Annotated in this window: 22 protein-coding genes and 2 tRNA genes; 2 read left to right on the forward strand and 22 right to left on the reverse strand. The window is 49.2% G+C overall.

Annotated features, from left to right (window positions below; translation table 11 throughout):
• The first annotated feature begins 213 nt into the window (after nucleotides 1-213).
• Nucleotides 214-570 (forward strand): PilZ domain-containing protein, encoded by a 357-nt coding sequence (locus MJX74_RS12355; RefSeq protein WP_240223144.1) that lies wholly within the window; start codon nucleotides 214-216, stop codon nucleotides 568-570.
• On the opposite strand, the gene MJX74_RS12360 is transcribed toward MJX74_RS12355, so the two are convergent.
• The 17 genes from MJX74_RS12360 to rlmE form a co-directional block, all read right to left on the reverse strand.
• Nucleotides 571-1,755 carry a hypothetical protein gene (locus MJX74_RS12360; RefSeq protein ID WP_240223145.1) on the reverse strand — a complete coding sequence of 395 codons (1,185 nt, stop codon included), beginning with the start codon at nucleotides 1,753-1,755 and terminating at the stop codon, nucleotides 571-573.
• Nucleotides 1,745-2,656 carry a lipoprotein NlpI gene (gene nlpI / locus MJX74_RS12365; RefSeq protein ID WP_240223146.1) on the reverse strand — a complete coding sequence of 304 codons (912 nt, stop codon included), beginning with the start codon at nucleotides 2,654-2,656 and terminating at the stop codon, nucleotides 1,745-1,747. The genes MJX74_RS12360 and nlpI overlap by 11 nt, the downstream gene beginning before the upstream one ends.
• A complete protein-coding gene (pnp, locus tag MJX74_RS12370; RefSeq protein ID WP_240223147.1) occupies nucleotides 2,637-4,766 on the reverse strand; it encodes a polyribonucleotide nucleotidyltransferase in 2,130 nt (709 codons plus the stop codon). The genes nlpI and pnp overlap by 20 nt, the downstream gene beginning before the upstream one ends.
• Nucleotides 4,767-4,955: 189 nt before the next feature.
• Nucleotides 4,956-5,225 (reverse strand): 30S ribosomal protein S15, encoded by a 270-nt coding sequence (gene rpsO, locus MJX74_RS12375; protein ID WP_092794585.1) that lies wholly within the window; start codon nucleotides 5,223-5,225, stop codon nucleotides 4,956-4,958.
• A 129-nt stretch (nucleotides 5,226-5,354) separates the two neighbouring features.
• On the reverse strand, nucleotides 5,355-6,281 hold the full coding sequence (truB, locus tag MJX74_RS12380) for a tRNA pseudouridine(55) synthase TruB (RefSeq protein WP_240223148.1): 927 nt from the start codon (nucleotides 6,279-6,281) through the stop codon (nucleotides 5,355-5,357).
• Nucleotides 6,281-6,727, reverse strand: coding sequence for a 30S ribosome-binding factor RbfA (rbfA, locus tag MJX74_RS12385; RefSeq protein WP_240223149.1), 447 nt, complete (start codon nucleotides 6,725-6,727; stop codon nucleotides 6,281-6,283). Before rbfA ends, truB begins: the two co-directional genes overlap by 1 nt.
• A gap of 71 nt (nucleotides 6,728-6,798) precedes the next feature.
• Nucleotides 6,799-9,483 carry a translation initiation factor IF-2 gene (gene infB / locus MJX74_RS12390; RefSeq protein WP_240223150.1) on the reverse strand — a complete coding sequence of 895 codons (2,685 nt, stop codon included), beginning with the start codon at nucleotides 9,481-9,483 and terminating at the stop codon, nucleotides 6,799-6,801.
• Between the two features lie 21 nt (nucleotides 9,484-9,504).
• Nucleotides 9,505-11,004, reverse strand: a complete 1,500-nt coding sequence (nusA, locus tag MJX74_RS12395; protein ID WP_240223151.1) for a transcription termination factor NusA — start codon at nucleotides 11,002-11,004, stop codon at nucleotides 9,505-9,507.
• 29 nt (nucleotides 11,005-11,033) lie between these two features.
• Complete coding sequence (gene rimP / locus MJX74_RS12400) at nucleotides 11,034-11,489, reverse strand: ribosome maturation factor RimP (RefSeq protein ID WP_240223152.1); 456 nt, start codon at nucleotides 11,487-11,489, stop codon at nucleotides 11,034-11,036.
• Nucleotides 11,490-11,778: 289 nt separating this feature from the next.
• Nucleotides 11,779-11,855 (reverse strand) — tRNA-Met (locus tag MJX74_RS12405).
• A 74-nt stretch (nucleotides 11,856-11,929) separates the two neighbouring features.
• Nucleotides 11,930-12,014: transfer RNA gene (locus tag MJX74_RS12410), tRNA-Leu, on the reverse strand.
• 13 nt (nucleotides 12,015-12,027) lie between these two features.
• On the reverse strand, nucleotides 12,028-12,354 hold the full coding sequence (gene secG / locus MJX74_RS12415) for a preprotein translocase subunit SecG (protein ID WP_240223153.1): 327 nt from the start codon (nucleotides 12,352-12,354) through the stop codon (nucleotides 12,028-12,030).
• 2 nt (nucleotides 12,355-12,356) lie between these two features.
• Nucleotides 12,357-13,109: a triose-phosphate isomerase gene (gene tpiA / locus MJX74_RS12420; RefSeq protein ID WP_240223154.1), complete on the reverse strand. Its 753-nt coding sequence runs from the start codon at nucleotides 13,107-13,109 to the stop codon at nucleotides 12,357-12,359.
• Nucleotides 13,110-13,192: 83 nt separating this feature from the next.
• On the reverse strand, nucleotides 13,193-14,527 hold the full coding sequence (glmM, locus tag MJX74_RS12425) for a phosphoglucosamine mutase (RefSeq protein ID WP_240223155.1): 1,335 nt from the start codon (nucleotides 14,525-14,527) through the stop codon (nucleotides 13,193-13,195).
• A gap of 3 nt (nucleotides 14,528-14,530) precedes the next feature.
• Nucleotides 14,531-15,364, reverse strand: a complete 834-nt coding sequence (gene folP, locus MJX74_RS12430; protein ID WP_240223156.1) for a dihydropteroate synthase — start codon at nucleotides 15,362-15,364, stop codon at nucleotides 14,531-14,533.
• A gap of 88 nt (nucleotides 15,365-15,452) precedes the next feature.
• Nucleotides 15,453-17,384 (reverse strand): ATP-dependent zinc metalloprotease FtsH, encoded by a 1,932-nt coding sequence (gene ftsH / locus MJX74_RS12435; protein ID WP_275692770.1) that lies wholly within the window; start codon nucleotides 17,382-17,384, stop codon nucleotides 15,453-15,455.
• A gap of 49 nt (nucleotides 17,385-17,433) precedes the next feature.
• Nucleotides 17,434-18,063 (reverse strand): 23S rRNA (uridine(2552)-2'-O)-methyltransferase RlmE, encoded by a 630-nt coding sequence (gene rlmE / locus MJX74_RS12440; protein ID WP_068228891.1) that lies wholly within the window; start codon nucleotides 18,061-18,063, stop codon nucleotides 17,434-17,436.
• 83 nt (nucleotides 18,064-18,146) lie between these two features.
• On the opposite strand from rlmE, the gene yhbY reads away from it, so the two are divergent.
• On the forward strand, nucleotides 18,147-18,443 hold the full coding sequence (gene yhbY / locus MJX74_RS12445) for a ribosome assembly RNA-binding protein YhbY (RefSeq protein ID WP_092794618.1): 297 nt from the start codon (nucleotides 18,147-18,149) through the stop codon (nucleotides 18,441-18,443).
• A 56-nt stretch (nucleotides 18,444-18,499) separates the two neighbouring features.
• On the opposite strand, the gene greA is transcribed toward yhbY, so the two are convergent.
• From greA to MJX74_RS12470, 5 genes are all read right to left on the reverse strand, one after another.
• A complete protein-coding gene (gene greA / locus MJX74_RS12450; protein WP_240223158.1) occupies nucleotides 18,500-18,976 on the reverse strand; it encodes a transcription elongation factor GreA in 477 nt (158 codons plus the stop codon).
• Nucleotides 18,973-22,194: a carbamoyl-phosphate synthase large subunit gene (gene carB, locus MJX74_RS12455; protein WP_240223159.1), complete on the reverse strand. Its 3,222-nt coding sequence runs from the start codon at nucleotides 22,192-22,194 to the stop codon at nucleotides 18,973-18,975. Before carB ends, greA begins: the two co-directional genes overlap by 4 nt.
• 30 nt (nucleotides 22,195-22,224) lie before the next feature.
• Nucleotides 22,225-23,355, reverse strand: a complete 1,131-nt coding sequence (gene carA / locus MJX74_RS12460) for a glutamine-hydrolyzing carbamoyl-phosphate synthase small subunit (RefSeq protein WP_240223160.1) — start codon at nucleotides 23,353-23,355, stop codon at nucleotides 22,225-22,227.
• A gap of 197 nt (nucleotides 23,356-23,552) precedes the next feature.
• Nucleotides 23,553-24,362, reverse strand: coding sequence for a 4-hydroxy-tetrahydrodipicolinate reductase (gene dapB, locus MJX74_RS12465; RefSeq protein ID WP_240223161.1), 810 nt, complete (start codon nucleotides 24,360-24,362; stop codon nucleotides 23,553-23,555).
• Nucleotides 24,363-24,600: 238 nt separating this feature from the next.
• On the reverse strand, nucleotides 24,601-25,755 hold the full coding sequence (locus MJX74_RS12470) for an iron-containing alcohol dehydrogenase (RefSeq protein ID WP_240223162.1): 1,155 nt from the start codon (nucleotides 25,753-25,755) through the stop codon (nucleotides 24,601-24,603).
• Nucleotides 25,756-25,859 lie beyond the last annotated feature (104 nt).

Raw genomic sequence — 25,859 nt, forward strand, 5'->3', positions numbered from 1 at the left:
TTATCGCTGCCTTGCCTGTTACTGATACGGCTATTTATTACACTGCTGCACAATTTTATATCCACAAGCACCCGCCATAACTTACTCCGCTTTTACCAACAACAACTTGCAGCACTTTCGTTGCTGCGATAGCAGGTTTATACTGGCCAGCACTGCATGCTGTTGTTTCGGTGAAAAGCCGCTATGCTTCTTTACAACTTTAAGGGGAAAACCATGGAACACAGACGATTTAGCCGGGTAAGCTTTCAGGGTAAAGCCCATCTGGATATTGGCAGCCATAGCCTGGCCACTGAAGTGCTGGATTTGTCATTGCAGGGCGCCCTGATTAAAAAGCCTGACGATTGGCCGCCGTCGTTACCTAAACAGATGTTACTGCGTATACAGTTGAACGAGCTGCCGATAGAATTAAGTATGAAAGTTAGCGTGGCGCATACCTCTGATACTGTGGTGGGTTTACACTGCGAGAAAATTGATATTGAAAGCGTATCGCACCTGCGCCGCTTATTGGAGCTTAATCTGGGTGACGCTGAGCTGCTAAGCCGCGAGTTGTCGGAGCTAAGCGCCGGCTAATCAGGGTGCCAGCGCTTGTTGGGCTTCGCTGTAGCCCAGCTCTGAGGCCTGCTGCATATAATGCTGCCAGCGTTGCCAGTTTTGTTGCTGCCGGGCCAGATAGGCAAAGTAATACTGCACCGGCATCAGCTCTTGCGGTTGTTTTAGGATCTGTTGTGCCAGCTGAAAATACAGCGGCGGCATCTGCAGCTCAAATGAGCGCATCAGATTACTTTCTGCCACCATCCGATATGCCTGCAAAGGCGTATGTTTGCAGCTCTCTACCGCCGTTAAGGTGATATCCTCTGCACCAAGCTGCCATTGCTGCAAATAGGCTGAAACGTCTGCATTAGCCGATTCTGTAACAATAATATTAGGGTAAAATTTTCCGCTTCTACACAGCTGCTGTGCTGTGGCTTCAGGCAGCTGATATTCGTCGATAAAACCGAGTATATGCATAAATTCATGACGCAACAGCGCCAGACTGGCGTTATCCGGCAGTTGCAAAATACCGTTGTTATAACTGGCTTTACCCCGCCCGGCCACCACCACTAACTGGCTGAAATCGCCATTAGCGACCAGTTGTTCCAGCGCCTGATAACGGCATTGCAGCAGGCTGTTGCTGTCTTCTGAGCACTGCAGTGAGGTGCTATTGATGGTATGCAGGGGTAAAAAACATACTGCTAATTGCGACAACTGGGCGTCATTTTGCCATTGCTGCAACAGTTGCTGCCAGGTATCCACCCCAGCTTGCTGGCTGGCAACAGGTTGCAAGGTTAGCTGACAGCCTTGTGGGTGCTGATAACCAGCAGAGCTTGCGTTATTACCCTGCCATAGCCCCAGCTCTGCGCGCTGGGCAGCCGAAACAGCGCTTACTGCCATAGTGTTGCTATCAAGCTGCTGTTGTAACCACTGTGCAGTGGCCAGCCGCCCCTGCTGGCGCTGTTGTAATTGCAGCGCATGCTGCAAGGCCTGGCTATCACCTAAATGCGCAGCCTGGCGCATCCAGTGCAGTGCTGCGTCATATTCAGCGCTGGCAAGCCGCTGGCGGGCTAATGTCATAGCTGCGCCAGCGTCTGTCTGTGCCTGCTGCATCAGCACTGCCTCGCTATCAGGTGTGGGCTGGCAGGCACTGAGTAATATAAATGCAAAAAAGCCAGCAAGCTGGCTTTTAATTCGCGTACTGACAAACCACTTAAGGTTCATCGAAACCTTCAGGGCTGGTGTTTTCACCACGCAACCTTGCCATTTCTAACCGGGCATAACGATGTTCAACAAACTCGAATACATTGGTTGCCAGTACTTTTTTATAGTACTCCAGCGCCTGCTCGGGTTGTTGCTTGCTTTCATGCCACTTGGCCAGATAGAAATACGCTTCACATAAACGCTCTGCCAGTAATTGCGGGCCAGATAAATCCTGCATTACCGAGTCCAGTAAAGCGCTTTCTGTCATCTCCCCGGCCAGAAACTGCACAATATTAGTAGACCATTCGGCCTGATCCAATATCAGTGCACGCTGCTGCAATTGCTGCTGCGCCTGCTCTGCGGACAGTTCGCTTTGCGCCAGGTATAGCCATATTACACGGTATGCATCTGTCGGTTTTAACGCCAGAAACCGTTCAAAATCGCCTACGGCTAACTCTGTTTTACCGGCATAATACAGTGCAATACCACGGTTTAAATAAGCAAACTCGTGCTCAGGGGCCAGCTCCAGCGCAGAATCAAAAGCTTCGTATGCCGAGTCAAAATCACCGCTAACGGTATGATGAATGCCAACAAAGTTGTATGCATCTGCCATATCGGGTTTTAACCGCAACGCTCTTAAAAAATCCAGCCGGGCCAGCGAGCGCAGGCCAACACTGTCATACATTACACCGCGATCATAATACAGCTGAGCAGATTGCTCTTCTGATAGCTCGGCGCGGTACAGAATTTCAGTTAAGCGAGCGATAGCCAGTTCAGTACGGTAAGATACCGCCAGAGGCTCTGGCGTTAGCCAGCCTCCGGTGGTAGCCGACTGAGTAGTTGCACAACCACCCAGTAATGTTACCAGCAGCGCCAGAGGCGCTGCACGGCGTAACAGCCTATCAGGCATTTTCTTCAACATTCGTAGACTCAGTAGAAGGTTTAGCGTTGGCTTCCTTGATACTCAGGCGTACGCGACCTTGCTTGTCAACTTCAAGTACCTTAACCGCCACTTTCTGGCCTACGGTTAAATGCTCAGATACATTATTTACGCGCTCATCAGAGATTTGCGAAATATGTACCAAACCATCTTTGCCAGGCAGTACGTTAACAAAAGCACCGAAGTCAACGATACGTACTACTTCACCTTCATAAATGGTACCCACTTCAATCTCGGCCGTGATAGCGTTGATCTTGTCGATAGCAATTTGTGCAGCTTTAGCAGTGGTCGCAGCAATTTTAATGCTGCCGTCATCTTCCAACTCGATAGTTGTGCCGGATTCTTCTGTGATTTGACGAATTACCGCACCACCTTTACCGATAACTTCGCGGATTTTCTCCGGGTTAATCTTCATGGTGTAAATACGCGGAGCGTATTCAGACATCTCTTCGCGGTGACCACTGATGGCCTGGTCCATTACGTTCAGAATATGCAAACGGGCAGCTTTAGCTTGCTTCAGTGCAATTTGCATAATTTCTTTGGTAATGCCGTCGATCTTAATGTCCATTTGCAGTGCCGTAATACCATCGGTAGTACCGGCTACTTTAAAGTCCATATCGCCTAAGTGATCTTCATCACCTAAGATGTCAGACAGTACAACGAAATCATCGCCTTCTTTAACCAGGCCCATGGCAATACCGGCGACAGAGGCTTTAATAGGTACGCCTGCGTCCATCAGTGCTAAAGAAGAGCCACATACTGATGCCATAGAGCTTGAACCGTTAGATTCAGTGATTTCTGACACGATACGTACTGTGTACGGGAAGTCATTGAAATCAGGCATTACTGCTAATACACCACGCTTGGCTAAACGGCCGTGGCCGATTTCGCGACGCTTTGGTGAGCCTACCATGCCGGTTTCACCTACGCAGTACGGCGGGAAGTTGTAATGCAGCATAAAGGTGTCGGTTTTAGCACTTAACAAATCGTCGATGTTTTGTGCATCACGCGCAGTACCTAAAGTCGCTGTTACCAGCGCCTGAGTTTCACCGCGGGTAAACAGCGCTGAACCGTGGGTACGTGGTAATACGCCGGTCATTACGCTTAAACCACGGATCATTTCCGGGTCACGGCCGTCGATACGTGGTTCACCTTTGGTGATACGGCCACGTACTACTTTAGATTCCAGATCGTGGAAAATCTCGCCTACTTCGTTTTTGTTCAGCTCTTCGCCTTCGGCCAGCTGTGCAGTCAGTTTTTCTACTAACGCAGTTTTGATCTCACCGATACGCTCATAGCGCTTGGCTTTTTCAGTGATCTGATAAGCTTCGCCCAGTTGCGCGCGCGCCAGACCGTCAATTTTTTCAATTAACGGCAGGTTTTTCGCCGGTGATTGCCAGTTCCACTTTGGCTTAGCGCCTTCAGCAGCAAATTCGTTAATGGCATTGATAGCAATTTGCATCTGCTCATGGCCATACATTACTGCACCGAGCATTACGTCTTCAGACAGAATACCGGCTTCAGATTCAACCATTAATACTGCACTGGCAGTACCGGCTACTACTAAGTCTAATTTAGAGGTTTTCAGCTCTTCTTCTGACGGGTTCAGTACATACTGGTTATTGATATAACCCACGCGGGCGGCACCAATAGGGCCGGCAAACGGAATACCCGATAGCGCCAGCGCTGCAGAAGCACCGATTAACGCTACGATGTCCGGCTGAATTTCAGGCTGTACTGATACTACCGTAGCAATAACCTGCACTTCATTAATAAAGCCTTCAGGGAACAGCGGGCGAATTGGACGGTCGATTAAACGTGAAGTTAAAGTTTCGCCTTCTGACGGGCGACCTTCACGTTTAAAGAAACCACCAGGGATACGGCCGGCAGCATACATTTTTTCTTGATAATTTACCGTTAACGGGAAGAAATCCTGACCTGGCTTAGGTTCTCTCTTACCCACTACCGTTACTAAAACTGATGTATCACCCAGGCTGGCCAGTACTGCGGCATCTGCCTGACGGGCGATAACGCCGGTTTCTAAGGTGAAAGTATGTTGGCCGAACGGGAATGATTTTACGATGGGAGTCACGTGTTTGTTTCCTTTACTTAATCGCCTAATTGCGATGTCATTTTTGTCGTTTAATTCTTACTTAGTATACTCTGTAACCAAAGCGGAAAGATAGTTCAGTCAATCGTTAACTTTAGTGAAAAATAGTCTGCACCCTGACAAGCTGAATTAAAAAAAGGGGCTTAAAAGCCCCTTTTTTACTTAAACCGATTAACGGCGTAAGCCTAAACGCTCAATCAGTGTGGCGTAACGGCTCTGGTCTTTACCTTTTAAGTAATCCAGTAACTTACGACGCTGGCTAACCATACGCAGCAAACCACGACGTGAGTGGAAGTCATGCTTGTGCTGGGCGAAGTGGCCTTGCAGGTGGTTAATAGAAGCAGTTAACAGGGCTACCTGTACTTCTGGTGAACCTGTGTCGCCTTGCTTAACAGCGTAGTCAGCAACGATTTTTGCTTTATCAGCAGCGCTTAAAGACATATTTAACTCCAAATGTGAGTGAACTACAGTCAGGGAATCGCCGATCACTCATCCAGCAGACCCCAAAAAAATCCGCCGTATAATAGCATTTTACTGCTTTTTTTACAAGGCGTTTCTGCTACACAACCCTTAGGATAATGTGGCGGTATTTAATAAGCGCCGCGAGCTCAGCACGCCTTGTTCAACCTGGCCAATACCAAAGAAGTTATCGCCTGCGCCATGTAACTTAATGGCTGCAATATCAGCCATTGTTACCTGACAGTTCTGGCCATGCTGTAACCGGTGTTGCTCCTGCTCTGTCAGGACCAGCTTCGGCATATTTACAATACCGGCGTCCAGCGGTAACAGCAGTGCGTCCATATTGTTAAAATCACCACTGGCATGGCATTGTTCTGCCAAAACATCCAGCTGCGGCGGCGTAACCATTTGCGCAGCACTAAAAGGCCCAACCTGAGTACGGTGCAAGGCACCCACATGGGCGCCACAACCGAGCGCTTCGCCCAGGTCATCTATCAGGGTGCGGATATAAGTACCTTTAGAGCAATGCACAATAAAATCGGCCGTGCTGCCGCTGAACTTCAGCAACTCAAAGCGGAAAATACTAATTGGCCTGGCTTCACGTGGTACGGTAATACCCTGACGGGCATAGCGGTATAACGGCTGGCCCTGGTATTTAAGTGCTGAAAACATCGTAGGCACCTGTAAGATGTCACCACGAAACGCCGTTAGCGCCTGCTCCAGTTCCGCCTGGCTAAATTGCACCGGTTTTTCACTGATCACTTCGCCTTCAACATCACTGGTGTTGGTACGAATGCCAAAGTTAGCCGTAACCAGATAGGTTTTATCGGTATCGAGCAAAAACTGGCTGAACTTGGTAGCTTCACCAAAGCAGATTGGCAGCAAACCGGAAGCCATAGGATCCAGTGCACCGGTATGGCCGGCTTTTTGTGCCTGAAACAGCCAGCGTACCCGCTGCAGAATACCGTTGCTGCTAACTTCCAGCGGCTTGTCTAACAATAAAATGCCGTTAACGGCCCGGGCATTTTTCCGTGCCATTAGTTTGCCGGCTCGTCACTGCTATTATCGGTGCTGTCAGCTGCATCCGCCACATCATCCAGTGCCTGGCCTGACTGCAGCCGGCGCCGGTCATCTTCAGCCCGCGCCGTACTCACTAAAGTAGCCATGCGGATACCTTCGTTTAATGACTCATCAAAGGCAAAACGGATATGCGGCACAATCCGCGCCTGAATACGTTTACCAATTAAGCTGCGGACAAAACCCGAGGCATCGTTGAGGATTTTAAGATTGTCTTCAACCTTCTCGTCAGCGAGGCCTAAAAAGGTTACAAACACTTTGGCGTGAGATAAGTCGCGAGATACCTCAACGTCTGACACCGTAATCATACTGTGCAGGCGCGGATCTTTAATTTCGCGTTGCAGGATCACCGCCATTTCTTTTTTCATTTGCTGCGACAGTCTGTCGACCCGCGAGAATTCTTTCATAACTGTATTTCCACTGTCTGTTGCAGACAAAACAGGGGCCAAAGGCCCCTGTTTTATTGCTGCGTTGCCTGTTACAGGGTGCGTTCAACCTGTATTACTTCAAACACTTCGATCTGATCGCCTTCGCGCACATCGTTGTAGTTCTTCACGCCGATACCACATTCAAAGCCGTTACGTACTTCACTAACGTCATCTTTAAAGCGACGCAGCGATTCCAGTTCGCCTTCGAAAATAACCACGTTGTCACGCAGTACACGGATAGGCGCATTACGTTTGATCACACCTTCCGTTACCATACAGCCGGCTATAGCGCCAAACTTAGGTGAACGGAACACATCACGTACCTGTGCCAGGCCGATAATTTGTTGTTTAAACTCAGGTGCTAACATGCCGGTCATCGCCGCACGCACTTCATCTAACAACTCATAAATGATGCCGTAGTAACGTAAGTCGAGACCTTCATCTTCTACCAGTTTACGCGCTGTGCCATCGGCACGGACGTTAAAGCCGATAACAATCGCAGATGAAGCAGCTGCCAGCGTAACGTCGGTTTCAGTAATTCCACCCACGCCGCTACCAACAATTTTCACTTTAACTTCGTCGGTAGACAACTTCATCAATGATTCAATGATAGCTTCAACAGAACCTTGTACGTCTGCTTTAAGTACAATGTTCAGCTCTGACACATCGCCTTCAGTCATATTAGCGAACATGTTTTCCAGCTTAGACTTCTGCTGACGCGCCAGTTTCACATCGCGGAATTTACCCTGACGGTACAGTGCCACTTCACGTGCTTTACGCTCGTCTTTTACTACGGTTACTTCGTCACCGGCTTGTGGTACACCGGATAAACCTAAGATTTCCACCGGAATAGACGGGCCGGCAGTTTTGATTTCTTTACCGTTTTCGTCACGCATCGCACGAACCCGGCCGTATTCAAAACCACACAGTACGATTTCGCCCTGCTTCAGTGTACCTTCCTGTACCAGGATAGACGCTACCGGGCCGCGGCCTTTGTCCAGACGTGATTCAATAACCACACCGCGGGCCAAACCTTCTTTAACCGCTTTTAATTCCAGCAGCTCAGATTGGTTTAGAATGGCTTCAAGTAAATCATCAATACCCATGCCCGATTTTGCCGACACCGGTACAAACTGCGTGTCACCGCCCCACTCTTCAGAAATAACATCGAATTGCGACAGTTCATTACGTACCCGATCCGGATCAGCTTCTGGCTTATCCATTTTGTTCACAGCAACCACGATTGGCACACCGGCGGCTTTTGCATGCTGGATAGCTTCTTTGGTTTGTGGCATTACGCCATCATCGGCTGCAACAACCAGAATAACGATATCGGTTGCCTTGGCACCACGGGCACGCATTGACGTAAACGCCGCGTGGCCTGGCGTATCAAGGAAAGTAACCATACCGCGGTCAGTTTCAACATGATAAGCACCGATATGCTGCGTAATACCACCGGCTTCACCGGCTGCTACTTTAGCTTTACGGATATAATCCAGTAATGAGGTTTTACCGTGGTCAACGTGGCCCATAACAGTAACTACCGGCGCACGAGGCTCCAGAGCACCCTCACCCTGGCGGTCAGACATTACCGCTTCTTCCAGCTCGTTTTCTTTGGTCAGGGTAAACTTGTGGCCCATTTCTTCACAGACAATAGCCGCAGTTTCCTGATCAATGACCTGGTTAATGGTCGCCATAGCGCCCATTTTCATCATCACTTTAATCACTTCAGACGCTTTAACGGCCATTTTAGCAGCCAGCTCAGCTACAGTGATGGTTTCGCCAATTTTTACTTCGCGCTCAACCGGCTGGGCTGGTTTATTAAAACCATGCTGCATACTGGTCGGGGTTTTCTTTTTCTTTGAATGACGGTTAGCACGGTTAAAGGCTTCTTTGTCATTGGCATCGTCTTTTTTCTTGCCTTTAACAACAGGCGCTTTTTTACCGGCGCCACGACGGCCAGCACGCTCTTCTTTAGCGTCAACTTCGTCTTCTGCCTGTTTGGCAAATTCGTTGCTGGTCAGGTGGTAATCATCGGTATCCGCTGGTTTGGCTTTTTCTTCCTGTGCCCAACGTTCGCCATTTTCCTCTGCCAACTTACGCGCAGCTTCCGCCTGCTTAGCGGCTTCTTCTTCCAATTTACGCAGTGCTTCAGCTTCCTGTTGCTGACGAATACGATCAGCTTCTTTACGCGCTTCTTCTTTCGCGGCACGACGCGCCGCTTCTTCCGGATCGTCTTTTAACAGCTGGGCCTGCTTAGCATCTTCGCGACGTTTAGCTTCGGCAGCTTTGCGCTCGGCTTCTTCCTTTGCTTTAGCTGCAGCAATTTCTTTCGCTTTGCGATCTGCTTCAGCACGGGCATGATCAGCTTCGGCACGGGCTTTTTCTTCAGCCAAGCGCGCTTCTTCCTGCGCTTTTAATGTCGCTTCGTCAATTATCGGCTTTTTCACGTAAGTTTTTTGCTTACGCACTTCAACCTGAATCTCACGGTTACGACCTGCGCCACCCGCTACACTTAGTGTCGTTTTTTCTTTGCGTTTTAATGTTAAACGCGCAGGTTCTGCCGACTTACCACCATGCTGAGCACTTAAATGTTCCAGCAGGGATTTTTTCTCATCTTCGCTGACTACCTGACCGGCTGCTTTACTGATACCGGCATCAGCGAATTGCTGCACTAACCGCTCAACAGTAGTACCGACATCACTGGCTAGCTTTTCTATAGTGACTTCTGCCATTTGTGTTGTTACCTCCGTTGACTACTTATTTTCTTCGCTAAACCAAACGATATTACGGGCTGCCATAATCAGGTCGGCGGCTTGTTGTTCCGACATGGGGGCAATTTCCAGTAAATCGTCTACACCCAGCTCTGCCAGGTCGTCTAACGTTGTTACCCCTTTACTGGCCAGAACATAGGCTGTATGGGTATCTAATTCTTTCAGCGCTAACAGCGCTTCAGTGGGTTGCGCATCTTCCAGTGATTCCTCACTGGCCAGAGCGCGGGTGGTTAATACTGCTTTGGCACGACCACGCAGCTCTTCCACTGTCGCTTCGTCCAGACCATCGATGCTTAACAGCTCGCTGATTGGTACATAAGCAATTTCTTCCAGTGTGGAGAAACCTTCATCTACCAGCACATCGGCAAAGTCTTCGTCAATTTCAAGTGCATCAACAAATACCTGACGTACCTTGGCGGTTTCTTCCTGGTGTTTTTGCTTCATGGCGCTAACCGACATAACGTTCAGTTCCCAGCCGGTAAGCTGGCTGGCTAAACGTACGTTCTGGCCGTTACGGCCAATAGCCATTGCCAGGTTGGCGTCTTCTACCGCGATATCCATTGAATGCGTGTCTTCATCAACGATGATAGAGGCAACTTCAGCCGGAGCCATGGCATTGATAACAAACTGCGCATCGTTATCGTCATACAGCACAATATCAACCCGCTCACCGGCCAGCTCGTTAGAGACAGCCTGCACGCGTGAACCACGCATACCTACACAAGCACCAACCGGGTCAATACGACGGTCGTTACTCTTAACGGCGATTTTGGCACGGGCACCTGGATCACGGGCAGCGCCACGCAGTTCAATCATCTCTTCGCCGATTTCAGGCACTTCAATGCGGAATAATTCCAGTAGCATTTCCGGGCGTGACCGGCTTAAAAACAACTGAGCACCACGCGCTTCCGGTTTTACTTCAAACAACAACGCACGAATACGATCGCCTGGGCGATAGGTTTCACGCGGGAGCATTTCATCACGGCCTAACATCGCCTCGGCGTTGTTACCTAAATCAACAATGATGCTGTCACGGTTTACTTTTTTCACCACGCCGGTAACTAATTCACCCACCTGGTCAATATAAGCTTCTACCACCTGTGAACGCTCGGCTTCACGTACTTTCTGTACGATTACCTGCTTGGCCATCTGGGTAGTAATACGGTCAAATTCGATAGAGTCAATTTGCTCTTCGTAGTAATCGCCAATCTTTACCGAAGGGTCGTCGTACTGCGCCGCAGATAACGTCATTTCGCGGTATGGGTGCTCTTGCACCTGATCGTCAGGAATAACCTGCCAGCGACGGAAGGTCTCATAAGAGCCTGTCTTACGGTCTATATTAACGCGAACTTCAATATCGCCTTCATTCTTTTTCTTGGTGGCCGCTGCCAGTGCAAACTCCAGTGCCTGGAAGATCTTTTCCCGTGGCACAGATTTTTCGTTTGAAACTGCATCAACAACTAATAATATTTCTTTTGCCATTGTTTGTTGCCTCGCTTTGCCCCGATACCTTAAAACACCGGTACCACGTTTGCTTTATCTACGTTATCCATCAGCAAACGATAGGGTTTGCCATCTACTTCCACTATCAACATATCGTCTTCAATAGCTGTTAGTACGCCTTTAAACTTACGCCGGCCATCCTGTGGAATAGCCAGTTTTACTTCAATTTTTTGCCCTACCACCGCCAGAAAATGGGCAGGTGTAAACAATGGCCGATCCAGACCTGGTGACGATACCTCAAGCAGGTATTCATTGGTGATTGGATCTTCCACATCTAAAATGGCACTCACTTCGCGGCTAACCAGCGCACAATCGTCAACATTGATACCATCCACGTGTTCAATATACAGCCGTAGAGTTGAGTGACGACCAGCCTGTACCAGTTCAAGCCCCAACAACTCAAAGCCTGCGGCTTCAACGGTTGGCAGCAATAACTCTGTCAGTGTCTGTTCTTGCTTAGTCAACGAGACCTCCGGAAATTCTGCTGTAACCTGCTACTTTGTCAGTAACAGCGGCAACAACAGTAAATAAAAAAAGGGCGTTTAGCCCATTACTGCGTAAAACTGAGTCTGCAGATACGAAAACGCCCCGAACTAGCGGGGCGAATGGGCATCCAATCAACTAACATATCGCCAATGTTAATTGAAAATCTAATCACTTCATAAGAAGTTGGTTGCGGGAGCCCCAAGATTTAAGAGCGAACCGACAACCTTCAGTACTAAAATACAATTAAACTATTTTGTACTGCAAAGTTGGTTGCGGGAGCCGGATTTGAACCGACGACCTTCGGGTTATGAGCCCGACGAGCTACCAGGCTGCTCCATCCCGCGTCCGTAATTGGCGCTTATTATATAGCGCTGACTGGCTTATCGCAAGCATTGCCTTGGCAAACTGTCGATAAATTTGGTGCCGAGAGCGGGACTTGAACCCGCACGTCCGAAGACACTACCCCCTCAAGATAGCGTGTCTACCAATTTCACCACCTCGGCTAAATTAAGAGGATTAGTTACCTACAGGAATATCGCTGGTATCGTCTTTTTTCGGTTCAACTTGCTCAGTAACGGGTACTGACAAATCGTCCCAGGCATCTACCTTTTTGCTGCCCGTGCTGTAGTTACCCAGCACTATGCTTAATACAAAAAAGATAGTGGCCAGTACAGTAGTGGTTTTGGTAAGAAAATTACCTGTACCTGACGAACCGAACACGGTAGCAGAAGCACCTGCTCCAAAAGCCGCGCCCATGTCCGCGCCTTTACCATGCTGAATTAACACTAAACCAATTAAAGCTATGGCAACTAACAAATAAACTACTATCAATACTTCGTACATGCTTATTCCTTTGCACCTTTTGTAACTGCAAGGCAAATTTGCGCAAATTCTGCTGGCTTTAGGCTTGCACCGCCAATCAGAGCACCGTCTATGTCGGCTTGGCGAAATAATGCAGCAAAATTGTCTGCATTAACACTGCCGCCATACAATAATTTTACCCTTACTGCTGACTGCGCATTGTACCTGGCCAGATGTTGCCTGATAAAAGCATGTGTCGTTTGCGCCTGTTCTGGCGTTGCCGACTCACCTGTGCCGATCGCCCATATGGGTTCATACGCAATCACTGATTTCGCCAGTAATTCGGGCTGCGAAGCATACACCGCATCAAGTTGCCGTGCAAGAACCTGCTGCGTTTTTTCTTGTTGCCGCTCGGCTGCTGATTCACCAATACAAAGTATCGGTGTTAAACCCGCAGCAACAGCACGATAAAATTTAGCCGCGATAAGTTCATTGCCTTCGCCATTTAACGCACGCCGCTCTGAATGTCCGACAATTACATAGCTGGCTCCGGCTTCCTGCAGCAAATCAGCACTGAGTTCACCGGTAAAAGCACCGCTTATTTCATGGCTTAATGTCTGCCCGCCAAGAGCAAAATTACACAGTGCAGGGAAGCGTGTTAACAACGTGGCTGGTGGACATACCACAACAGCTTGCTCTACTAACGGCAGCGCCGTTAACACCTCGACCATTTCCTCAACCAGTGCGGCTGAACCGTTCATTTTCCAGTTCGCTGCGATCAGTGGTGTGCGTTGCATGGTACTGTTTCCCTGTAATTAGACGGGCGCGATATTAACCAACCACGCCGGTGCAAACAAGCTTTAATGGCGCATTCAGACAATCAACTGGCGATTTTTACTGCAGCAGCAATCTGCTCGGCATACTGTCGTACTTCAGTGGCATCTTCGCCTTCTACCATTACCCGGATCAATGGTTCGGTGCCACTCTTACGGATCAATACCCTGCCTGAACCATTCAGCTTGGCCTCAACATCGGCAATCACTTGCTTCACATGTTGTTTTTCCAACGGGGCAGTGCCTTTTTCAAATTTTACGTTCACCAGCACTTGTGGCAGCTTATGCATACCCTGGCTAAATTCAGCCAGCGTCATTCCCGCCTCAATCATTGCCGTAAGCACCTGCAGTGACGCAATAATGCCGTCACCGGTGCAGGTATGGTCTAAATTCAATACATGGCCTGAGTTTTCACCGCCAATACGCCAGTTGTTTTCGCGTAGTAGCTCCATTACGTAGCGATCGCCTACTGCACTGCGGGCAAACGGGATACCTAACTCTTTAAGTGCCAGCTCCAGGCCCAGGTTACTCATTAAAGTACCTACTACGCCACCTTGCAGTTTATTCTGCTCTTTGGCAGCACGGACAATAATATAAACAATTTCATCGCCATCAATAACCCGGCCGGTATGATCAACCATCATGACACGGTCACCATCGCCGTCATAAGCAATACCGAGATCGGCTTTACATTCCACCACAGTTTTCTGCAGCAATTCAGTATGGGTGGCACCACAATGATCGTTAATATTTAATCCATCCGGGCTGGCACCAATTACAATAACTTCAGCACCCAGTTCTTTAAACACTGCAGGTGCTATGTGATAAGTGGCACCGTGCGCGCAGTCGATAACAATTGTCATGCCACTTAATGATAAATGGTTAGGTAAGTGGCTTTTACAAAACTCGATATAGCGCCCGGCAGCATCATCGATACGCTGAGCTTTACCCAGTTTTTCCGATGACTCGCACACCATCGGCTGTTCCAGCTCGTATTCAATCGCCAGTTCAACTTCATCCGGTAATTTTGTGCCATCAGCGGAGAAAAACTTAATGCCGTTGTCATAATAGGGATTGTGCGAAGCACTGATCACAATACCGGCCTCAGCGCGGAATGTACGGGTTAAATAAGCTACCGCAGGTGTAGGCATCGGCCCCAGCAAACGCACGTTGATACCAGCTGCAATTAAACCGGCTTCCAATGCTGTTTCTAATAAATAACCAGAGATACGCGTATCTTTGCCAATTAATACTTTACGGGTGCCACGCTGTGACAACACACGGCCGGCGGCCCAGCCTAACTTCATCGCAAACTCTGGCGTAATAGGAAACTCGCCGACACGGCCACGCACGCCATCAGTTCCAAAATATTTTCTGCTCATCCTTTATGCTCCATACTGCATTGCTGTCACGACCCTGACCGCCTGCACGGTTTCTTTAACATCATGCACCCGGATTATCCGGGCCCCTTGTAATGCTGCAATAGTAGCGCAGGCTACACTAGCTGCCAAACGCTCATTCACCGGTATGTTCAGTAATTGACCAATCATTGATTTACGCGACATACCTGCCAGTACCGGATAGCCAGAATCGGTAAATTGTGTCAGTTGCTGCAACAGTAAATAGTTATGGCTCAGGCTTTTGCCAAAACCAAAACCGGGATCCAAAATAATATGCTGCCTTGGCATGCCTGCCAGTTCACAGACAGTGGCGCGCTCTAATAAGAACTGCTTAACCTCTGCCACCACCTGCTGATATTGTGGTAAATGCTGCATACTGCGCGGTGCCCCCTGCATATGCATCAGGCATACCGGCACATCAGCTGCAATAGCGACTTCTAAAGCACCAGGTTCCAGCAAAGCCCTGACATCATTGATAATATCGGCACCAGCCTGAACCGCAGCTGACATAACTGCAGCTTTGCTGGTGTCAACCGAGATGGCACAATCAAAGCGTTGGCGGATGGCTTCAATAACAGGTATTACGCGGTTTAACTCGTCCTGCTCTGCTACATCAGCAGCGCCGGGGCGGGTAGATTCACCGCCAATATCTAAAATTGCTGCGCCGTCTGACAGCATCTGCCCGGCCTGACGCAGAGCAGCATCCAACTGCTGGTGTTTACCGCCATCTGAGAAAGAGTCCGGCGTAACATTTAAAATACCCATAACCAATGGGCGGCTTAAATCCAGCGTGCGCTGACGCGGTAAGGACAACAACATAATGCCTCCTGAAGCAGATATTTTGGCGTTGACAATAAAAATAAACCCCGGCATAACCGGGGCTTTAGTTTAATTAAATGCAGCAGATTTAGTGCAGATTACCTTCTGATGGCTTACCGGGTGCGGCAGCATCATCATCCTGGCTAACTTTGCTATCCGGCTTGTCATCTGAGCCTGGCTTATCACGAGGTTCCCAGTTCTCTGGCTGGCGAACTTCGCGACGGGCCATCAGGTCATCAATCTGTTTAGCGTCTATGGTTTCATACTTCATCAATGCATCTTTCATTGCATGCAGGATGTCCATATTTTCTTCAATCAGCTTTTTCGCACGGTCATAATTACGGTCAATAAAGTCACGAATTTCTGCATCAATGGCTTTAACGGTATCTTCCGACATATGCTTGTTTTTGCTGACAGAGCGGCCAAGGAACACTTCACCTTCTTCATCGGCATACAGCAACGGGCCCAGCTTCTCTGAGAAACCCCACTGGGTAACCATCTTACGCGCCAAATCTGTAGCCCGCTCAATATCGTTCGACGCACCGGTAGTGACATATTCAAAACCGTAGATCACCTCTTCGGCAATACGGCCACCGAACAACGAGCTGATCATACTCTCCAGTAAACGTTTGCTGTGCGATACACGGTCACGCTCTGGTAAGTACATGGTGACACCTAATGCCCGGCCACGTGGAATAATACTGACTTTATACACCGGATCATGATCAGGCACCAAGCGGCCAACAATGGCATGGCCAGCTTCGTGATAGGCTGTCATTTCTTTTTCTTTCTCTGTCATCACCATAGAGCGGCGTTCTGCGCCCATCATGATTTTGTCTTTGGCTTTTTCAAATTCGTCCATTGACACCACGCGGCGATTACCACGGGCAGCGAACAGTGCAGCTTCGTTAACCAGGTTGGCTAAGTCGGCACCAGAAAAGCCCGGCGTACCGCGTGCAATAACTGACGGCTCTACACCTTCAGCCAGTGGCACTTTACGCATATGCACTTTTAAGATTTGCTCGCGGCCTTTTACATCCGGCAAACCTACCACTACCTGGCGGTCAAAACGGCCGGGGCGTAATAGCGCAGGATCAAGTACGTCAGGACGGTTAGTTGCTGCAATAACAATAATACCCTCGTTACCGTCAAAGCCGTCCATTTCAACCAGCATCTGGTTTAAGGTTTGCTCACGTTCATCATGGCCACCGCCTAAACCGGCGCCACGCTGACGGCCTACCGCATCAATCTCATCGATAAAGATAATACAAGGTGCGGCTTTTTTGGCTTGTTCAAACATATCGCGCACGCGGGATGCACCCACACCGACAAACATTTCGACGAAGTCTGAACCGGAAATAGTAAAGAATGGCACTTTGGCTTCACCGGCAATCGCTTTAGCTAACAGCGTTTTACCTGTACCTGGTGGGCCTACCATTAAAATACCGGTTGGAATTTTGCCACCCAATTTTTGGAAACGGGATGGGTCGCGCAGGTAATCAACCAGTTCAGATACTTCTTCTTTAGCTTCGTCGCAACCTGCAACATCGGCAAAAGTGGTTTTGATCTGATCTTCGCCCATCAGGCGCGCTTTGCTTTTGCCAAACGACATGGCACCTTTGCCACCGCCGCCCTGCATCTGGCGCATAAAGAAAATCCACACGCCGATAAGCAATAACATCGGGCCCCAAGACAGCAGAATAGTGCCCAGCAAGCTGCTTTCTTCCGGCTTACTACCTAAAGTTCTGACGTCATTTTTGATCAAGTCATCCAGCAGCTTTTCATCATAGCCCCCCGGAATAACTGTTTCGAAGCGGTCACCGCTACGTTTTACGCCTGTAATCACACCAGAGCGCTCAACTTTCACCTCGCGGATCTGGCCCTGATTTACCTCGTTGATAAACTGAGTATAGCTGGTTTGCCGGTCGGTACTGTCGCCGGGGCCAAAGCTGTTAAACACCGACATTAATACGACGGCGATCACTAACCAGACAATCAGATTCTTTGCCATGTCACTCAAGGTTATAACCTCTTCTTACCGATAAATAGATAATTACCCGGCTACTTTACTAGACTTTGAAGCCGGTCGCCACGATATATGTCTCACGCGAACGCGCACGGGACGAATCGGGCTTACGAATTTTTACAGTGGTAAAGGCGGCGCGCACATCTTTTAAAAATTGCTCGAAACCATCACCCTGAAATACTTTGACCACAAAACTGCCATTTTGCTTCAGTACTTTGTGACACATGTCCAACGCCAGCTCTACCAGATAAACCGACCTTGCCTGGTCAGTAGTATCATTGCCACTCATATTCGGCGCCATATCAGACAATACCACATCTACGTTCTGACCACCTATCCGGCTCAGTAATGCATCTAATACTGCTTCATCACGAAAGTCTCCCTGCAGGAAACTCACACCGTTAATCGGGTCCATTGGCAGAATGTCGCAGGCTATCACGGTACCTTTGTCACCGACAAGCCCCACACAGAACTGCGACCAACTACCCGGCGCAGAGCCTAAATCAACCACAGTCATCGCTGGTTTTATCAGTTTGTCCTGCTGGTTTATCTCTTCCAGTTTAAACGCTGCGCGTGAACGCAGGCCTAATTTTTGTGCTTTTTGTACGAATTGATCATCGAAATGCTCTTTCAACCAGCGGGTGGAACTGGCGGAGCGTTTTTTCTTGGTCATGCTTTCACTCTTGATTAGTGTTATGCGTTAGATGGCGCTACAATAACGCAAATTCAAGCGTTATCTGCGGAAATAGTCATTTTATGAGTTTAACCAACAAACAGAAACAATTTTTAAAAGCAAAAGCCCATGATCTTAAGCCAGTAATTTTACTCGGCGGCAATGGCCTGACCGAAGGTGTGGTAGCCGAGATTGAAGTAGCACTAAGCTTTCACGAACTGATTAAAGTAAAAGTACCAACGGAAGACCGTGAGCAAAAAGTACTGATTATGGATGCCATCATCCGTGAAACCAAAGCAGATAAAGTTCAGGTAATAGGTAAAACCCTGGTGTTGTTCCGTCAAAGTGAAGCGAAAAAAATCCAGCTGCCACGCGGCTAAATATTTATTAAACATAAAAAAAGCGCCGTTCGGCGCTTTTTTTGTTGGGCTAAAACTCAGATATATTGCACTGCGGTAATTTCGAACTCAACTACACCTTTGGGCGTAGTGATATTTACCACATCATCCGCAACTTTGCCGATTAAGCCACGCGCAATCGGCGAATTAACTGAAATCAGGTTATTTTTGATGTCCGCTTCATCATCACCAACGATACGGTAAGTCACTTCTTCGTCGCTATCCAGATTCAGAATAGTAACAGTACTGCCAAAGATAACCTTGCCGGTATTGGGTAATTTGCTGATATCAATGATCTGCGCATTAGACAGCTTGGCTTCAATATCCTGAATGCGGCCTTCGCAAAAGCCCTGTTGCTCACGGGCAGCGTGATATTCAGCATTTTCTTTTAAATCGCCGTGCTCACGCGCCGTAGCAATGGCCTGGATAATCGCAGGCCGTTTTACTGATTTAAGTTCATGCAGCTCAGCGCGCAGTCGTTCTGCGCCCTGCACTGTCATCGGGATTGCACTCATCCGTTAACTCTCTTATGTAGTTCCTGCACTGAGGCTACGTTTTCAAACGCACTGGCGGCGTTTGATTTTACCGTAGCAAAGGCAGCATTTAATGTCGTGGTGTAGTTGGCTTTATACTGCAAGGCCCCACGGCGTATTACTTTAGAATCCTCAATCGCCTGGCGACCATCGGTCGTATTGACGATATAGCTGTATTCACCGTTTTTAATGCGATCCAGAATATGTGGACGGCCTTCAGACACCTTATTTACCGTGCGGCATGTAATACCTGCGGCCTGTAATGCCTTGGCGGTACCGCCGGTAGCGTCCAGCTCAAAGCCTTTTTCAACCATACGTTTTGCCAGTTCAACAACGCGCACTTTATCGCTGTCGCGCACGGAAAGCAAGGCGCGGCCACCGGTTGGAATTAACGTGCTGGCACCCAGCTGGCCTTTAGCGAAAGCTTCTTCAAAGGTATCACCCACGCCCATCACTTCGCCGGTAGAACGCATTTCAGGGCCTAAAATAGGATCAACACCCGGGAATTTGTTAAACGGAATAACCACTTCTTTTACCGAAAAGAACGGTGGAATAATTTCTTTGGTAATACCTTGTGCAGCCAAAGATATACCAGCCATACAACGGGCGCCGACTTTTGCCACAGCCACACCGGTAGCTTTTGACACAAAGGGTACGGTACGGGCGGCACGCGGGTTAACTTCAATTAAGTACACTTCGTTATCTTTTACTGCAAACTGCGTGTTCATCAGACCAACTACACCTAACTCCATCGCCAGCTTACGTACCTGCTCACGCATCACGTCCTGGATTTCTTTGCTCAGGCTGTACGGTGGTAAAGAACAGGCTGAGTCACCGGAGTGCACACCGGCTTGCTCGATGTGTTCCATAATGCCGCCAATCACCACTTCTTTGCCATCGCAGATGGCGTCGATGTCGACTTCAATCGCATCATCAAGGAAGTTATCCAGCAGTACCGGTGAGTCATTCGATACGCTAACCGCATCGGTCATATAACGGCGCAGGTCTTGCTCGTCATAGACGATTTCCATCGCGCGGCCACCCAGTACGTAAGATGGGCGGACTACCATCGGGAAACCAATTTCCGGCGCCTTGGCAATTGCTTCTTCCATGCTGGTAACAGTCGCGTTTTTCGGCTGCTTTAAGCCTAAACGCTCTACCGCTTGCTGGAAACGTTCGCGGTCTTCAGCACGGTCAATCGCATCCGGCGACGTACCAATAATTGGCACTCCGTTGGCTTCCAGTGCACGGGCTAATTTCAGTGGCGTTTGACCACCGTACTGCACGATCACGCCTTTAGGCTGCTCTTTACGCACAATTTCCAGTACGTCTTCCAGCGTTATGGGTTCGAAGTATAACCGGTCTGAAGTGTCGTAATCGGTAGACACCGTTTCCGGGTTACAGTTAACCATGATGGTTTCAAAGCCGTCTTCGCGCAGTGCCAGTGAGGCATGCACACAGCAGTAGTCGAACTCGATACCCTGGCCGATACGGTTCGGCCCGCCGCCGATAATCATAATTTTATCGCGGTTGGTTGGCGCAGCTTCACACTCTTCATCATAAGTGCTGTACATATAAGCGGTGTTAGAGGCAAATTCTGCCGCACAGGTATCTACCCGCTTGTACACCGGGTGCAACTTATAACCGTAACGCTTTTTGCGTACTTCGTTTTCGCTGACACCTAACACGTCGGCAATACGCTTATCGGCAAAGCCTTTGCGTTTTAAGCGTTTTAACCGGGCTTCGTCCAGCGCAGCAAAGCCATCTTTACCCAATGCCAGCTCTTCTTTTACTAAATCTTCAATTTGCACCAGGAACCAGCGGTCGATATTGGTTAAGGTGAAAATGTCATCCATGCTCATGCCAAAACGGAACGCATCGGCGATATACCAAATGCGGTGCGAGCCAGGCTCTTTTAATTCACGGACAATTTTATCTTTGGCTTCTGGCAGCGTTATATCGATAACAGGGTCTAAACCGCAAACGCCAATTTCAAGACTGCGCAGTGCTTTTTGCAACGATTCCTGCTGGTTGCGGCCAATGGACATTACCTCCCCGACTGACTTCATCTGGGTAGTAAGGCGGTCATTCGCACCGGCAAATTTTTCAAAGTTAAAACGTGGTACCTTGGTAACCACGTAGTCGATACTCGGCTCAAACGACGCCGGGGTTTTACCGCCGGTAATATCGTTTGCCAGCTCGTCCAGTGTATAACCAATGGCCAGTTTGGCCGCCACTTTGGCAATAGGGAAGCCGGTCGCTTTAGAAGCCAGTGCAGATGAGCGCGACACGCGCGGGTTCATCTCAATAATAACCATGCGGCCATCTACCGGGTTAATACCAAACTGTACGTTTGAACCACCGGTTTCAACGCCAATTTCACGCAGCACTGCCAACGAGGCATTGCGCATGATTTGGTATTCTTTGTCGGTCAGGGTTTGCGCCGGAGCTACAGTGATAGAGTCACCGGTGTGCACACCCATAGGGTCGAAGTTTTCAATGGCACAAACAATAATGCAGTTATCGTTTTTATCGCGTACCACTTCCATTTCGTATTCTTTCCAGCCGATTAACGACTCGTCAATCAGCAACTCTTTGGTAGGTGATAAGTCCAGGCCGCGGGTACAAATTTCTTCAAACTCTTCGCGGTTGTAAGCAATACCACCACCTGAGCCGCCCATAGTGAACGACGGCCGGATAATGCACGGAAAGCCAATATCTTCCAGTACCTGGTAAGCTTCATCCATAGAATGCGCAAAACCGGCACGTGGGCAAGCCAGGCCGATAGAGCGCATGGCCTTGTCAAAGCGACCACGATCTTCCGCCTTATCAATGGCATCGGCAGTAGCGCCAATCATCTCAACATTATATTTAGCCAGCACACCCTGACGTTCTAATTCCAGTGCACAGTTCAGTGCAGTCTGGCCGCCCATGGTAGGCAGAACGGCGCAAGGGCGCTCTTTTTCAATAATTTTTTCCACTACCTGCCAGTGAATTGGCTCAATGTAGGTGGCATCGGCCATTTCCGGGTCGGTCATAATGGTGGCCGGGTTCGAGTTCACCAGAATAACGCGGTAGCCTTCTTCTTTTAATGCTTTACAGGCCTGAGCGCCTGAATAGTCAAATTCACAGGCCTGGCCAATCACGATTGGGCCGGCGCCTAAAATCAGAATGCTTTTTAAATCTGTACGTTTTGGCATTGCTGCAAAATCTCCGTAATTCGTGTCTGCCTAGGCGTTATGCTGTTGCATCAGCGCAATAAAATGGTCGAACAGCTCAGAGGCTTCGTGCGGACCAGGGCTGGCTTCAGGGTGGCCCTGAAAGCTGAACGCCGGTTTGTCGGTACGATGGATGCCCTGTAAGGTGCCGTCAAACAACGATTTATGGGTGGCGCGTAAATTCGGCGGTAAACTGACTTCATCGACAGCGAAACCGTGGTTTTGCGCCGTAATAAGTACCCGTTTTGTATCCAGATTTTGCACCGGGTGGTTACCACCATGATGACCAACGGTCATCTTCACCGTTTGCGCGCCACTGGCCAGAGCCAGCAACTGATGGCCTAAACAGATACCAAACACCGGAATGTCGGTTTCAAGGAAGGCTTTAATCGCTTCAATGGCATAGGTACAAGGAGCCGGGTCGCCCGGGCCATTGGATAAGAAAATCCCGTCCGGATTCATTGCCAGTACGTCACTGGCCGGCGTTTGTGCCGGTACTACCGTCAGCTTACAGCCACGATCTGCCAGCATGCGCAGAATATTGCGCTTTACACCAAAGTCATAGGCTACCACATGAAACTGTTGTGGCGCTGCCGCGCGATGGCCTTCGCCCAACTGCCAGCTACCTTCAGTCCACTGATAAGCTTTTTTAACGCTAACTTCTTTGGCTAAATCCATACCTGACAAGCCAGGGAAGCCTTTAGCCAACTCGAGTGCTTTGGTTTCATCCAGATTATCGCCTGCCATTAAGCAGCCATTCTGGGCGCCTTTCTCGCGTAAAATACGGGTTAACTTGCGGGTATCGATATCGGCGATGCCGAGAATATTGTGTTGTGTTAAATACTGACTAAGAGAGAGTTGGTTACGGAAATTACTGGCAAGAAGCGGAAGGTCACGGATTATCAGGCCCCTGGCCCAAATTTGTCCGGATTCTTCATCCTCAGAGTTAGTACCGGTATTGCCAATGTGTGGATAAGTGAGAGTAACGATTTGTTCTGCGTATGAGGGATCAGTTAATATTTCCTGATACCCGGTCATGGAAGTGTTAAACACCACTTCACCTACAGAAACTCCTTCAGCGCCAATGGCTGTACCGCGAAATACGGTGCCGTCTTCCAGTACGAGCAGGGCGGACTTAGTCAAGATAACCTCCAAACAGCAAAAAACGGGCGAAAACCTGACACTGTTTTACAACCCGTTTTGACCCAAAATGTGATACCCGATTTGCCTTAGGCAAACCTGACTATTTTAGGCGATCAGCGCTGGATAAGCTATGCTTTTTTTGATTTTTATTACAAATGACAACTTTAGCCTGTTTTTAACCTTAATAGCGCAAAAATCTAGCTTAAATCAGCTAAACCTAACACTTGTTGCATAGAATAAAGTCCGCTCTGTTTATTTTGCAACCACAGAGCAGCGCGCAGCGCGCCTTGGGCAAAGGTGTTACGGCTGGAGGCTTTGTGGCTTATTTCCAGCCTTTCGCCTAAATCAGCGAATAAGGCGGTATGGTCGCCAATAATGTCGCCGCCACGCACGGTGGCGAAGCCTATAGTTTGCTGCTGCCGCTCGCCGGTAATACCCTCACGGCCATATACTGCAACCTTAGCTAAATCGCGATCCAGCGCTTTGGCAATGCTGGCGCCGATAGCCATAGCCGTGCCCGACGGCGCATCTTTTTTAAAGCGGTGATGCGCTTCAATAATTTCAATATCGGCCGTTTGCCCCATCACTTTGGCAGCGGTTTGTACCAGATGCAGCAGCAGATTTACGCCAACGCTCATATTCGGCGCCCAGACAATTGGAATATGCTCGCCGGCCTGCTGCACCTGCTGGTATTGCGCATCGGTTAAACCGGTAACACCTATTACCATGGCTTTTTTTGCTGCTACCGCCAGTTGTAGATGCGCCAGCATCGCCTCGGGCATCGTAAAGTCGACCCAGATATCGGCGTTTTTAATACTATCAGTACCGGTTGCGCTAAGTAGCAAGCCAAGCTTACCCACACCAGCCAGCTCGCCAGCATCGACACCGATAAGATCTGATCCGCTGCGTACTGTGGCAGCCGTAAGATTTAGCTGTTGCTCTTTAGCAACGGTGATTAACGCCCGGCCCATACGGCCGTTAGCACCAAAGATCCCGATAGATGGCATAATCTGGCTCTGTGTAAAAGTAATAATGGCGGCTATTAGAGCAAAAGCCGCCAGCAGGGGGAAGTAAAATAGCCATTAAGATGGCTATTTTTTACTACGACGCCCGACGTTACAGTTAAAGGTCGTGGCAACTGATGGGGCGACACAGAGTGTCTGAGCGAACGCGCCAGCGGTAGCGAGTTGCTGTGGCGAGCCCAGCAGATGTTACGACCTTTGCTGTCCGGCTCCATACCTGAATCTAAACCGCCCGTTGTAGGATCTGCCGCGACACGTCCGGGGTAATATCACCGTGCTCACCCAGCTTTACCATACCGTTAGCTTGCAGCGCTGCTACCAGCTTATCGACTGCATCGGCTTTAATACCATAATCGGCTAACCGGGTCGGCACACCCATTTGCTCGAAAAAGGCGCGTGTGTGATTAATTGCATCGTCAATTAAGCGCTCTTCATCCTGATGCTGTAATTGCCAAACACGGCGGCCATATTGCAGCAACTTGTCGCGCTTTTGTCCGCGTTGTTGTTGCAACAGCGACGGCAATACTATTGCCAGTGTTTGCGCATGATCCAGGCCATACAGCGCAGTGATCTCGTGGCCAATCATATGGGTGGCCCAATCCTGTGGTACGCCCTGGCCAATAAGGCCGTTTAGTGCCATAGTTGCCGCCCACATTACATTGGCACGTACATCATAGTTGTCCGGCTGGCTCAGCGCTTTGGGGCCTTCTTCTATCAGGGTTTGCAGTAAGCCCTCAGCAAAGCGGTCCTGCACCGGCGCATTGACCGGATAGGTCATATACTGCTCCATTACATGCACGAAGGCATCCACCACGCCATTGGCCACTTGTTTTGGCGGCAGGCTATAGGTGACAGTGGGGTCTAAAATAGCAAACTGCGGATAAACCAGCGCACTGGAGAACGATAGTTTCTGCTGCGTTTCATAACGGGTAACAACTGAGTTGCCATTACTTTCAGTGCCTGTAGCGGGTAAGGTGAGCACGCAGCCCAATGGTATAGCAGCGGTTACCTTAGCGCCCTTAGCCAGGATATCCCAGGCATCGCCAGCAAAGACTGCGGCAGCGGCAATAAACTTGGTACCATCAATTACACTGCCGCCACCGACCGGTAGCAAAAAATCAATTTTCTCACGGCGCACTACGTCAGCAGCACGCATCAGAGTTTCAAAGCTTGGGTTAGGCTCTATGCCACTGAACTCCTGCCAGTCAAACCCTTCCAACGCTTCAACCACCTGGTCGTAAACACCGTTCTTTTTAATAGAGCCGCCGCCATAGGTCAGCAGTACTTTACTGCCCGGTGGAATAAGTTTGGCTAACTGTGCCAGCTGATCTTTACCAAATACAATACGGGTAGGGTTTTCAAATGAAAAATTAAACATTTTGCCTCCGGGTCTTTGGCATTCGCCAACGCTAGACAGCAGTTATGCGGTCCGCCAGCCTTGAGTTCAAGGCTGGCGGCGCCCGTTGCGCCAAACGTTACTAT

It is taken from the genome of Rheinheimera hassiensis, from assembly GCF_022436675.1.
Taxonomy (GTDB): Bacteria; Pseudomonadota; Gammaproteobacteria; order Enterobacterales; family Alteromonadaceae; genus Alishewanella; species Alishewanella hassiensis.

Excerpts from the sequence above, each read along its gene's own strand:
- MJX74_RS12355 (WP_240223144.1), top strand. The coding sequence starts at position 214 with ATGGAACACAGACGATTTAGCCGGGTAAGCTTTCAGGGTAAAGCCCAT.
- MJX74_RS12360 (WP_240223145.1), bottom strand. The coding sequence starts at position 1,755 with ATGAACCTTAAGTGGTTTGTCAGTACGCGAATTAAAAGCCAGCTTGCT.
- nlpI (WP_240223146.1), bottom strand. The coding sequence starts at position 2,656 with ATGTTGAAGAAAATGCCTGATAGGCTGTTACGCCGTGCAGCGCCTCTG.
- rpsO (WP_092794585.1), bottom strand. The coding sequence starts at position 5,225 with ATGTCTTTAAGCGCTGCTGATAAAGCAAAAATCGTTGCTGACTACGCT.
- truB (WP_240223148.1), bottom strand. The coding sequence starts at position 6,281 with ATGGCACGGAAAAATGCCCGGGCCGTTAACGGCATTTTATTGTTAGAC.
- rbfA (WP_240223149.1), bottom strand. The coding sequence starts at position 6,727 with ATGAAAGAATTCTCGCGGGTCGACAGACTGTCGCAGCAAATGAAAAAA.
- infB (WP_240223150.1), bottom strand. The coding sequence starts at position 9,483 with ATGGCAGAAGTCACTATAGAAAAGCTAGCCAGTGATGTCGGTACTACT.
- nusA (WP_240223151.1), bottom strand. The coding sequence starts at position 11,004 with ATGGCAAAAGAAATATTATTAGTTGTTGATGCAGTTTCAAACGAAAAA.
- secG (WP_240223153.1), bottom strand. The coding sequence starts at position 12,354 with ATGTACGAAGTATTGATAGTAGTTTATTTGTTAGTTGCCATAGCTTTA.
- tpiA (WP_240223154.1), bottom strand. The coding sequence starts at position 13,109 with ATGCAACGCACACCACTGATCGCAGCGAACTGGAAAATGAACGGTTCA.
- glmM (WP_240223155.1), bottom strand. The coding sequence starts at position 14,527 with ATGAGCAGAAAATATTTTGGAACTGATGGCGTGCGTGGCCGTGTCGGC.
- folP (WP_240223156.1), bottom strand. The coding sequence starts at position 15,364 with ATGTTGTTGTCCTTACCGCGTCAGCGCACGCTGGATTTAAGCCGCCCA.
- rlmE (WP_068228891.1), bottom strand. The coding sequence starts at position 18,063 with ATGACCAAGAAAAAACGCTCCGCCAGTTCCACCCGCTGGTTGAAAGAG.
- yhbY (WP_092794618.1), top strand. The coding sequence starts at position 18,147 with ATGAGTTTAACCAACAAACAGAAACAATTTTTAAAAGCAAAAGCCCAT.
- greA (WP_240223158.1), bottom strand. The coding sequence starts at position 18,976 with ATGAGTGCAATCCCGATGACAGTGCAGGGCGCAGAACGACTGCGCGCT.
- carB (WP_240223159.1), bottom strand. The coding sequence starts at position 22,194 with ATGCCAAAACGTACAGATTTAAAAAGCATTCTGATTTTAGGCGCCGGC.
- dapB (WP_240223161.1), bottom strand. The coding sequence starts at position 24,362 with ATGCCATCTATCGGGATCTTTGGTGCTAACGGCCGTATGGGCCGGGCG.
- MJX74_RS12470 (WP_240223162.1), bottom strand. The coding sequence starts at position 25,755 with ATGTTTAATTTTTCATTTGAAAACCCTACCCGTATTGTATTTGGTAAA.